Source organism: Asticcacaulis sp. (assembly GCF_020217185.1).
Taxonomy (GTDB): domain Bacteria; phylum Pseudomonadota; class Alphaproteobacteria; order Caulobacterales; family Caulobacteraceae; genus Asticcacaulis.
The window spans coordinates 1-10,000 of record NZ_JAIWNX010000003.1 but is presented as its reverse complement, the minus strand read 5'-3'; the positions used below and the strand labels follow the sequence as shown (position 1 = coordinate 10,000).

Sequence of the window (10,000 nt, the reverse complement as noted above, 5' to 3'; positions counted from 1 at the left end):
AAGAAGCTGCTCAACGAAATCTACGTCAAGCACACGGGTCAGCCCTATGACGTGATCGAGCGCACGCTGGACCGCGACCGTTATATGACGGCCGCCGAAGCCAAGGAGTTCGGCCTGATCGACCACGTTTATGAAAAGCGTACCGATCCGGTCAGCAACGCCTAAGCTGGTTTTTGTTTGAACCGTCTGTAATGACCCTGCCGGGCGGCCTTGAGCATCTCAAGGTCGCCCGCTGTGTCTCCATAGGCCGCTTCGAGGTCCAGCGCTGCGCCATAGACCTCACGCAGGCGACGCATCTTTTCTTCGCTGCGGCAGTTCAGACCGTTCAGATGCGGCGTCAGACGGTCCTGAGCATCGAACCCAAGCCGCGTGCCGATGGTGCGCTCAGCCCCCAGTCTGTTGCCGAACTCCTCCACCAGCATTTCAGGGGAGGCGGTGACGATCACCCTTTCGGCGTGCTGACCCACCTCGGCCCAGGTGCGCAGGGCGTCCGGCCGGAACAGGCCATCACCCATCGCTTCGGCAAAGGCGCTAAAGCGCGCTTGCAGATCGTCCCGGCGGACGGGCCCCATCAGGTGGAACAGCAGATGCGATTTCAGCGCCCCCCGGTCACGGGTGCGCAGATAATCCGTCAGCATGTAGGGATGGCGCGCAAAGGCGAGGCCCAGACGGGCATGGCCACATTGCCATACCAGAAAGGCGGTAAAGCTGTCTTTATAGGTCAGGGTGCCGTCGAAATCGAAGGCGTGGACGAGGAGGGGCATGGCTGACAATCCGGTTCCCTCTCCCCATATAGGCAACAGGGTTCGCAAAAAAGCCCCTTAACCATAGCTTGCGGTGCGGGGGTGGTTGAGGGCTGGTCTAATCTGTGCATAGATGGCCAAAGCGGTGTGGGTCTGGCCCAAAATCGTACCGGAATGACCTTTTCTTAAGGGTCAAAGGTGCATAGTATCGGTTGAATAGTGCCTCGGCTTTTTCTCCGGAGAGGGAAACGGCCGGCGCAAACGAAGGTGAGAAGCGCTTATGACGAAAGCCGCCAGTGGCGACAGCAAGAGCACCCTCTACTGCTCCTTCTGCGGAAAGAGCCAGCACGAGGTGCGCAAACTCATTGCCGGTCCGACCGTTTTCATCTGTGATGAATGCGTCGAACTGTGCATGGATATCATTCGTGAAGAGCACAAGATCGCCTTCGTGAAATCCAAGGACGGCGTCCCCACGCCGAAGGAAATCCGCGAAGTTCTTGACGATTATGTCATCGGTCAGGCGCAGGCCAAGAAGGTCCTGTCGGTCGCCGTGCACAATCACTACAAGCGCCTGAACCACGCCGCCAAGGGCAATGACGTGGAACTGGCCAAGTCGAACATCATGCTGATCGGGCCGACCGGTTCGGGTAAGACCCTGCTGGCGCAGACCCTGGCCCGCATTATCGACGTGCCGTTCACCATGGCCGATGCCACCACCCTGACCGAAGCCGGTTATGTGGGTGAAGACGTTGAAAACATCATCCTGAAACTGCTTCAGGCCGCCGATTACAATGTCGAACGCGCTCAGCGCGGCATCGTCTATATCGACGAAGTGGACAAGATTTCGCGCAAGTCTGACAACCCCTCCATCACCCGCGACGTGTCGGGCGAAGGCGTGCAGCAGGCCCTGCTCAAGATCATGGAAGGCACCGTCGCCTCCGTGCCGCCGCAGGGCGGGCGCAAGCATCCGCAGCAGGAATTCCTGCAGGTCGATACAACGAACATCCTGTTCATCTGCGGCGGCGCTTTTGCCGGTCTGGAAAAGATCATTTCGGGCCGCGGTAAGGGCACCTCGATCGGCTTTGGTGCCACCGTCAAGGACCCGGAAGAACGCCGTCTGGGCGAAGTCCTGCACCAGGTCGAACCCGATGATCTGATGAAGTTCGGCCTGATCCCGGAATTTATCGGTCGTCTGCCGGTTCTGGCGACGCTGGAAGACCTAGACGAGGCGACTCTGGTCAAGATTCTGACCGAGCCGAAGAACGCGCTGGTCAAGCAATATGCCCGCCTGTTCGAGATGGAAAACGTCACCCTGACCTTCACGGACGAGGCCCTTTTTGCCGTCGCCAAGAAGGCCATTGTGCGTAAGACCGGCGCGCGCGGTCTGCGTTCGATCCTCGAAGGCATCCTGCTCGACACCATGTACGAACTGCCCAACATGCAGGGCGTCGAAGAGGTGGTGATCAATGCCGAGGTGGTCGAAGAACGGGCTCAGCCCCTGCTGATCTATGCGGAAAAGCGTGGCGGCGGCGCGGCCTAAGCCCGTGGTGAGTGGCCGATCTGGGCCGTCTCAAAAGGATTACAGATAAAAAGAGCGGCTCTGGAAACAGGGCCGTTTTTTTTTGTGAAAAAAATGAGAGTTTTTTTCCGCTGGCCTGTGAACCAAGGTGGCAAGGGCAGCGTATATTTGTCCTTAAAATTGTAACGATGTTATTGCCTCGTTAACGACTCGGCGACACTCTGTGAACAGTGCGTACACAGAGTGGCGACGGGAGGGTCGGCCGTGCTTTTTAATAAAACCAATAAAGTCTCCAGCCGGGGCAACGGCGTTACAGCGGAAAACATCCTGAAAGCCGTGGAAACCTCCATGGCGGTTATCGAATTCAAGCCCGACGGTAGCATTATCACCGCCAATGAGAGCTTTCTGTCTGTCGTCGGCTATTCGCTGGCAGAGGTCGCGGGACAGCATCACCGCATGTTCATCGAAGCGGACTACGCACAGTCATCGGATTACCGTCAGTTCTGGGAGGCTTTGCGCGTCGGCAAGCCGCAAAAGGGGGAGTTCAAGCGCCTCAACAAGGCCGGGCGTCAGGTGTGGCTGGAGGCCAGCTATTGCCCGGTCTTTGACGATAGCGGCCGCGTGGCTTCGGTGACGAAGTTCGCCTTCGACATTACCGACAAGAAGAACGAAGTGACGCGCCTTCTGACCATGATCGACGGCATGCCCGTGGCGGTCATGACGGTCGATCCGAAAAACGACTTCAAGATCAACTATCTCAACGAAACCTCCAAAAAGACGCTGAAGTCAATCGAGCAGTTCCTGCCCATCAAGGTCGATCAGATGCTGGGTTCGTCCGTCGATGTGTTCCACAAAAATCCGGAACATCAGCGGCGTATGCTGACCACCGACGCCATGCTGCCCTTTTCAACCAAGATCAGGATCGGCCCGGAAGTGCTGCGTCTTCAGATCACGGCGATCAAGGACTCCTTCGGTGCCTATATCGGCCCCATGCTGACCTGGGCGGTGATTACCGCACAGGAGACCGTCGCCAGTGAGGTGACGAGTGTGGCCGATGCCCTTCTGGCCTCCTCGATGTCGATGAGCGATTCCTCTCAGGGCCTGCGTGACGCGGCCGAAAACGCGAGCCAGCAGGCGGCTTCGGCGGCCGCCGGTGCGGAGCAGATGTCGAGCGCCATCCACGAAATCGTGACGCAGGTCACGCGGGTGTCCGACCGCGCGTCGGAAATCGCCTCTCAGGCGCAGTCGATGGATGATCGCGTCAAGGCGCTGGCCGACAATGCCAGTCAGGTGGACTCGGTGGTGGCTCTGATCAAGGACATTGCCGCCCAGACCAATCTGCTGGCGCTCAACGCCACCATCGAAGCGGCGCGCGCGGGCGAGGCGGGCCGAGGCTTCGCCGTCGTGGCTTCCGAAGTCAAGGCGCTGGCCTCACAGACCAGCAAGGCGACGGACGAGATCACCCAGCAGGTGCTGGCTATTCAGACGTCGAGCCACGAAGCGGTGAAGTCGGTCGAAGAAATTTCCAACGCCGTGGCCGAACTGTCGGGCCTGACGACCACCATGGCCGGCGCGATGGAAGAGCAGGCGGCCACCACCCAGCAGATGTCGAGCAATATCGGCAATGTCTCGCATTCGGCCACGGAAACGGGCACTCTGGCCTCCAGCGTGCAGGAAACCGCATCCGGTCTGTCCGGCCATGCCGAGCGCATGAAAACCAGCATTCAGGGCCTTCTGAAGGCGGGTTAACTTCTGAATTAGCGCGCTTTTTTCCCGAAAAGGGCGTCACAGTTTTGGCTTCGCGCAACTCCGATTTGGAAAGCGCTCCAGCCACTGTGACGCGGGTCACCATCCCTGATCATCCCCGGCTTGTCCGTCCGGCCGGACCTCTTGCGTCCTGTCGTCCTCATCGGATTTGCCGTCCGGGGCCTTGCTCCAGTCATAGGTTTCGCCGGTCAGGTGGCTGAGGAACCAGTCCATGTGCTTGTTCACCTGAAACAGACGGTGGCGGAGTTCAGCGAAATTGTGCGGTTCGCGCGGGGGCGAGATAAAGCGAGGTCTCGACGCCCAGCGTTTTCAAAGCGCGGTAAAGCATGATCGACTGGGTAGGAGGGGGTATAGTCGGCCGCTGCGGTGCTGATCGAGCCGATGCCGAACGGATTGACCGGCACGCAGCCCTTGGCACGTGCGGCGACATCGAGACAAACGATCTGGCCGTCCACCTTCGTTGCCTTCATGGCGTCGACAGGTTTTCATACTGCGCGACTGTTTCAATATCCGGGCGAAGTGTCGGGTTTTGCGCAGCAGGTGCATCTCTCTTCGTCGGTGCTTTTGCGCCGACGCAGAAAAACCTGTCATAAACGGCGGTTAAGAGGTGCGCCTTGACGATACTCTGGAGGCGGTCCCGCATGTCTGCGGCCCGGTGCACTCACCCTATGGCCGAAGACTGGGCAGATCTGCGACAGGCGGTGGCGCGCTACGCGCTAAGCCTTACGCGCCATCGTGACCTTGCCGAGGACATCGCCCAGCAGACCGTGCTCAAGGCGATTGAGTATCAGCAGTCTAACATCGTCATCAGTATGCACGCTCTGGCCTTTCGCATCGCCGGCAATCTGGTGCGGGAGCATTACCGGCGGCAAAAGCCTCTGGCTGACCTTGAAGCTGCCAGCGAACTGGCGTGCAACAACCCGTTGCCAGATCGGGTTGTCGAAGACCGCGCCGAAACCCGCGCCCTTATGCAGGTGCTGAACGCTATGCCACCTTTGCGACGTGACGTGTTTATGCGCCGCCGGGTTGAAGGCCAGAGCTGTCAGGAGATAGGTCGCGCCCTGGGGCTCAACCCCAAGGCTGTCGAAAAGCACATTACCCGAGCGCTGATGGATTTGCAGGTGGCCCGACAACGCTGGCAGGCCCGGCACGAGGAGGGGGACCAATGATCCACGTAGCGGACTCTGAAACCCCTGAAATGCAGGCAGCATACTGGGTCGCCGTCATGTCTGAACCGGACGTGCCGCCGCATATCGAGCGTCAGTTTGAACTTTGGATGAGCACCGCTCCCGAACACGCGGGCCTCTATGCCGACTGTCTGGCCGCCTATGACGCCCCGGCCCTGGGTAAGGCCCTGACACAGGTGCGGGCTCAGCCTTGGCGGCCCTGGCTGCCCTATCCGGCCGCGGCCGCGGCGGTGCTGGTCGCCGGGCTGATCGGGTGGGGCGTTTGGAGCCTCAGACCGATATCGACCCAACCGGCGCATCTGATGGCGCTGACCACCGGTCCGGGCGAGCACCTGAGCGCACCGTTACCCGATGGGACGCGCATCGAACTGAGCGGCGGCACGGAGTTGAAAATCCGGTATGGGGCGAAGCGTCGCGTCGTCGAGATGCTGCGCGGTGAAGCCTATTTTGACGTGGCCCATGATGCGGCCCGCCCCTTCGTCATCGCCGCGCACCAGACCGAAATCGAGGTCGTGGGGACGGCCTTCAACACGGATCTTCTGCCCGACGGCGCTGAGGTCTCGGTCTATCGCGGTCATGTCCGCGTCCGCGACGAGGGGCGCACCCACGACCTGCATGCCGGAGATCGTTATAACGCCGCGGGCACACCCCCGCTGTCGCATTTCGATGCGTCGGCGGAACCCGACTGGCGATCCGGCTGGTTCGAGGCGGACGCCGTGCCGCTCAGCCGTCTGGTGGAGGAGATCAACCGCTTTTCCAAGGTGCCTGTGCGCCTGCGCCACGCCGCGACAGGCCGGGTGATCGTGTCCGGGCGTTACCACCTGTCAGACCCCGATCTGGTCCTTAAGGCGCTGGAAAACGGCTACGATATCCGCGTCACGCGTACCGGTGACGCGATCCTTCTGGATCGGTGATACAAAACTGACGCGCAAAATACATAATTAATTCATATAATTATTTGTCGGGCCGGGAGTGTCGTTCGCATCTTTCCCTTAAGCGGGCCGTGGGGGCCGCGTGAGTGGAGAGATAAGGTGAAGACGAAACTGAAACTGATCTGCGGCCTGTCGGTGGTGGCTTTGGGGGTATTTGGCGCGCTGGTGCCGGCTGAAGGTCTGGCTCAGCCCGCCGCGCGGGCGGCGCAGACCTTTACTATCAAGTCCAAGGCCCTGTCGGGCGCGCTCAATGATTTTTCGCGTCAGTCGGGCCTTCAGGTCGTGGCCGATCCGACGCTGCTGAAGGGTAAGACGAGCAGGGCCGTCGCCGGGACTCTGACGCCGCGCGCTGCATTGGACGCACTGCTGGCCGGGACGGGCCTGAGCGCCGATATCCGCGACGGTTCGGTCATTCTGCGCAAGGCCGCATCAACGGTTCCGGCCCCTGCGCCGGTCGCGGCTATCGACGAAGCTCCCGAAACCATCGTGGTGCGTGGCTATCGCAAAGCCATGCTCGACTCGCTGGAAGACAAGCGTCGTAACAAGAACGTCTCCGATCGCGTCAGCGCCGATGACATGGGCCGTCTGCCGGTTGAAAACGTCGCCGAAGCCCTGGCCAAGGTGCCAGGCGTCAATGCCGTGCGTGACGCGCGTACCGGTGAAGGCGACCGCATCACGGTGCGTGGCCTTTCGACCGAACTGAACAACTACACCATGAACGGCGTCAAGATGTCGGGAGCCGGGTCGCGCGATGAGCAGTTCTATCGCGGCGTCCGCCTTAGCTTCCTGCCGCCTGAAGGCATTGCGGGCATCACGGTGCACAAGACCCTCCTGCCCAATATGGACGGCGACGCCCTGGGCGGCACGGTGGAAATCGACACCCCTACGGCTTTCAATGTGAAGCCTCTGTTCTTCGGTCTGTCGGTGCAGGGTGCGGTGATGGACAAGTTCGAAAACCCGACATCAGGCAAGGCTGCCGTCTCTTTTGGGCGTCAGTTCTCTGATCGTCTGGGCCTGTTTGTCACCGCCTCCTACGCCAAGCGCAAGACGCAGTTCGAGGAGAATGGCGGCGACGGCGACTCTCAGCCACGCACCTGGTACTCAAACTCAGAGACGCTGGACGCCAATCTCAATGATTTCGTCTTCCGCGGCATGCAGATTGCCACCGGGCATACCGAAATCGAGCGCAAGGGCATCAATTCCTCGCTCGACTGGCGTGGCACCGATCACGACTTCCACCTGCGCGGCACCTATAACGAATATAAGGAAAAGGAATTTTCCACGCGCCTGAACTTCCGTAACGACACGAGCAAATTCTCGACGCGCCTGTCGCAGGTCAACAAGGCCGACAAGACGCTGAAAACGCCGGACCAGATGATCATTGGCTCGGACAGCCGCGGTAACATCTATGGCTATACGACGGCGCAGATCGTGGACCGGGACAAGGACGGCGTGATCACCGACAAGGACAAGTCCACCAAGTCGCTCTATTCGCTCGACGGCGCATCTGGCGTGTGGGACCCGCAAGGCTTCCGCCTGCGCCGCTTCTGGGAAGGCAGCTATTCCACCGGCCTGCTGTCTTCGCTGAATTTCGGCGGCAAGAGCCGTTTCGGCAAACTCACCCTCGACTATGACCTTTCCACCTCGCAATCGGAGGATCAGGCCGATGGTGAGTACGAACTGGAATTTCGTTCGGACATGTATCACTGGCTCGGCAATAACGGGGTCAGCGTCGATAACAGCGCGGATTCGCGCTATCCCAAGTGGGGGCTCAATGCCGCCGGCCTGAAGGCGGTGCAGGACCCGTCCAACTATGCCTTCTCAGGGCTCGAAGCCGGGGTGTCTTCGGTCAAGGAAGACCTGAAACAGGCGCAGATCAACCTGACCTATGAATTCGATCACCCCTATTTGCGCACGGTGAAGGGCGGGGCCAAGATTTACAAGTCTGAGCGCACCAAGTTCGAAGGCTCTTTCCTCAACCTCGACAATGATGGGACTCTGGCGGATTTTGCTGCCTTCTACGGCAAGCCGGTCGATAGCCTGTTCGATGGGCAGTACAGCGGGGATTATCGCCTCGGCATCGTGCTGGACGACGACAAGATGCTGGCCGAACTGGGCCGCGCCACAGCGGGCACCTCGACCTTTTTCAAAGGCGATGCCCTGACCCCGGATGAGGCGACCATCTCAGACGAAGACAGCTTTGGCTTTGATGAAAAGGTTAGCGCCGCCTACGTCATGGCGGAGGCCCAGTTTGGCAAGCTGAACCTGATCAGTGGTGTGCGCGTCGAAAAGACCGAGAACCTCGTCCGCGCCTGGATGATGGACCCGAAGCGCGGCAACCAGTATTCGGCCACCGAAAGTGAATTCACCAACGTCCTGCCGTCGATCCACACCAATTACCGCGTGCGTCCCGACGTCATCTTGCGCGGCGCCATCTGGACCAGCTTTGCGCGTCCGGACATCGCCCGCATGAGTTCCGCCGAAGAATACAGCTACAACACCGATCCGGACGGCAATGGCAAGCAGAACCCTGTCGCCGAGTGGCTGCTGGTGGCTATCGAAAAGGGCAATCCCGATCTGAAACCGATGAAGGCGACGAACTTCGACCTGTCGCTGGAATGGTATAACGGCAAGACCGGTGCCTATTCGGTGGCGGCCTATTACAAGGATATCCGCAACTTCCTGTTCCGCTCGTCCTCGTCCAATATCCGTAACGGCACGGCCGGCGAAAACGAAGACCCGAACGGCGTCCTGATCACCATGGCCAATAATGGTAAAAAGGCCAGGGTGCAGGGCGTGGAACTGAGCGCCCGTCAGGTCTTTTACTGGCTGCCATCGCCTTTCGATGGTCTGGGCGTAGCGTTTAACGGCACCTTCCAGACCTCTGAGGCGGTGACCGGCATCAACTGGCACCCGGATGGCTACAAGTTGCCGCTGATGGAGACGCCGGAGCGGGTCTATAATCTGGAGCTGTTTTACGAAAAATACGGATGGGAGGCCTATCTGGCCGTCAACCATCAGTCGGAAATGCTCGACGGCATTCAGGATTTCGGCAACAACCCCTACCAGCAGGACTATACCTTCGTGGACCTGAACCTGCGCAAGGACATCACGAAGAACGCCAAGCTGAGCCTCAACGTCCAGAACATGTTCGACGAACATACCTACTGGCTGTCCTACGGTCCGACCGAGGCGTCTTCGCGCGCCTTCGTCAAGAATGGCCGTACCGTCTCGCTCAGCTTCAACTGGCTCTACTGAACCTGAAACCCGCAGACCTCTCGGGTGGAGAGGTCTGCCTGTTATCTCAAGGAAAACCCATGCGATTGTCTTTGATCGCGGCCGTGTCGTGGCTGGCTCTTGTGGCCGTGGCCTCCGCACAGATCCCTGCGCCTGAACCGTTGACTGCCGCCACCGTTCAGCCTGAGCGTATCATTCTCAACCTGACGGCAGACCCGCAGCATGAAATGGCCATCACCTGGCGTCAGGCGGCGAACAGCCCGCCGGGCTGGGTGCAGTATGCCGTTTCCGAAGCGGGCCCTGACTTTCAGACCCGCACCACCGAGGTCGCGGCTAAAAGCGAGACCCTGACCCTTGATGTTCAGGAACAGGCGGGGTTTCAGGCCACCTATAATTCCGTTGTGCTCAAAGGGCTGAAGCCTTCGACGCGCTACGTCTATCGCGTTGGCGATGGCACGCACTGGTCGGAATGGTTCCAGTTTTCGACCGCTGGCAAACCGGGTGAAAAGTTCAGCTTCATCTATCTGGGCGACGCCCAGAACAACGTGCTGGAGCACTGGTCGCGCGTCCTGCGTGAAGCGTTGCGCGAAGATGGTAAGGCGGCCTTCATGCTGC

General features: G+C 59.9%; 10 protein-coding genes. 7 read left to right on the top strand and 3 right to left on the bottom strand.

The genetic code is table 11. The features are described 5' to 3' along the window. On the top strand, nt 1-165 hold a 165-nt coding region (locus LDL37_RS00170), incomplete at its 5' end, for an ATP-dependent Clp protease proteolytic subunit (protein WP_290792647.1). Here LDL37_RS00170 and LDL37_RS00165 read toward each other — a convergent pair. Continuing rightward, nucleotides 162-764, bottom strand: coding sequence for an HAD-IB family phosphatase (locus LDL37_RS00165; protein ID WP_290792644.1), 603 nt, complete (start codon nt 762-764; stop codon nt 162-164). The genes LDL37_RS00170 and LDL37_RS00165 overlap by 4 nt on opposite strands. A 259-nt stretch (nt 765-1,023) precedes the next feature. Here LDL37_RS00165 and clpX point away from each other — a divergent pair, with 259 nt between their 5' ends. Together clpX and LDL37_RS00155 are read left to right on the top strand one after the other, a co-directional pair. Then, a complete protein-coding gene (clpX, locus tag LDL37_RS00160; protein WP_013480180.1) occupies nt 1,024-2,283 on the top strand; it encodes an ATP-dependent Clp protease ATP-binding subunit ClpX in 1,260 nt (419 codons plus the stop codon). 243 nt (nt 2,284-2,526) lie between these two features. Next, nucleotides 2,527-4,011: a PAS domain-containing methyl-accepting chemotaxis protein gene (locus LDL37_RS00155; RefSeq protein ID WP_290792635.1), complete on the top strand. Its 1,485-nt coding sequence runs from the start codon at nt 2,527-2,529 to the stop codon at nt 4,009-4,011. Nucleotides 4,012-4,107: 96 nt separating this feature from the next. Here the strand turns inward: LDL37_RS00155 and LDL37_RS00150 are convergent, their stop codons facing one another. Together LDL37_RS00150 and LDL37_RS00145 are read right to left on the bottom strand one after the other, a co-directional pair. Further along, nucleotides 4,108-4,242: a hypothetical protein gene (locus LDL37_RS00150; RefSeq protein ID WP_290792632.1), complete on the bottom strand. Its 135-nt coding sequence runs from the start codon at nt 4,240-4,242 to the stop codon at nt 4,108-4,110. Between the two features lie 8 nt (nt 4,243-4,250). Next, nucleotides 4,251-4,484 carry a hypothetical protein gene (locus LDL37_RS00145; protein ID WP_290792629.1) on the bottom strand — a complete coding sequence of 78 codons (234 nt, stop codon included), beginning with the start codon at nt 4,482-4,484 and terminating at the stop codon, nt 4,251-4,253. Nucleotides 4,485-4,670: 186 nt separating this feature from the next. Here LDL37_RS00145 and LDL37_RS00140 point away from each other — a divergent pair, with 186 nt between their 5' ends. The 4 genes from LDL37_RS00140 to LDL37_RS00125 all read left to right on the top strand — a co-directional run. After that, entirely contained in the window at nt 4,671-5,198 is a 528-nt protein-coding gene (locus tag LDL37_RS00140) for an RNA polymerase sigma factor (protein ID WP_290792626.1), read from the top strand. Beyond that, a complete protein-coding gene (locus LDL37_RS00135) occupies nt 5,195-6,130 on the top strand; it encodes a FecR domain-containing protein (RefSeq protein WP_290792623.1) in 936 nt (311 codons plus the stop codon). The genes LDL37_RS00140 and LDL37_RS00135 overlap by 4 nt, the downstream gene beginning before the upstream one ends. Before the next feature lie 117 nt (nt 6,131-6,247). After that, entirely contained in the window at nt 6,248-9,406 is a 3,159-nt protein-coding gene (locus LDL37_RS00130) for a TonB-dependent receptor (RefSeq protein ID WP_290792621.1), read from the top strand. 59 nt (nt 9,407-9,465) lie between these two features. Continuing rightward, on the top strand, nt 9,466-10,000 hold a 535-nt coding region (locus LDL37_RS00125), incomplete at its 3' end, for a fibronectin type III domain-containing protein (RefSeq protein WP_290792619.1).